The sequence below is a fragment of the Jejudonia soesokkakensis genome, assembly GCF_042664795.1.
GTDB classification, from domain to species: Bacteria; Bacteroidota; Bacteroidia; order Flavobacteriales; family Flavobacteriaceae; genus Jejudonia; species Jejudonia soesokkakensis.
In genome coordinates, this window is record NZ_JBHTBN010000013.1 from 1 (window position 1) to 689 (window position 689).

1 protein-coding gene is annotated in these 689 nt (G+C 41.1%); it reads left to right on the top strand.

Annotation, left to right across the window (positions count from 1 at the left end; all coding sequences use genetic code 11):
- The coding region (locus ACFQO1_RS13100) for a T9SS type A sorting domain-containing protein (protein ID WP_380218618.1) at window positions 1-689 on the top strand (689 nt) is incomplete at both ends.

The following is a 689-nucleotide window of genomic DNA, read 5'->3' on the forward strand; positions in this document are numbered from 1 at the left end:
TTAGATCCTAATGATGCTATCGATGAAGATGCTACTGTAGAAGCTTGTGGATACGAAGCAACTGCTTCTCGTACAGACTTCAGTTGTGCAGACATAGGAACACCAGTAATGGTTGACATCTTTGTAATTGACCCAAGTGGTAATATCGATAGCTGTATGGCTACCATTACTGTAGTTGATGTTAACGGACCTGTTCTTACATGTCCAGACGATCAAACAGTAAGTCCAGAAGCTACAGGAGTCTATACTCTTGAAGACTTTACAGGTCTTGCAACTGCTACAGACGGATGTGACGGTAATGTGGATGTAATCTCTCAAAGCCCAGCTCCTGGAGCTCAGTTAGGAGTAGGTACTTACACAATTACTATGACCTCTACAGATAGTATGGGTAACGATGGCACGTGTACTTTTGAGTTGACAGTAGATCCTATCGCAGGTGTTGGTGAGAGTGAATTAAGTGCAGCGATTGCATTATATCCTAACCCAGCTTCTGAGTTTGTAAACCTTTCTAACAACTCTAGTATCGCATTGGAGAGAGCGGCTATTTACAATGTAAATGGACAACTAGTAAACGATGTAAACTTAGACGGAATGATTGGAGAAAGAACTATTGATGTTTCTTCTCTTGCTTCTGGAGTCTACATGGTACAGATCTCTGGTGAGAACAACGTAGTTGTAAAAAGATTAAT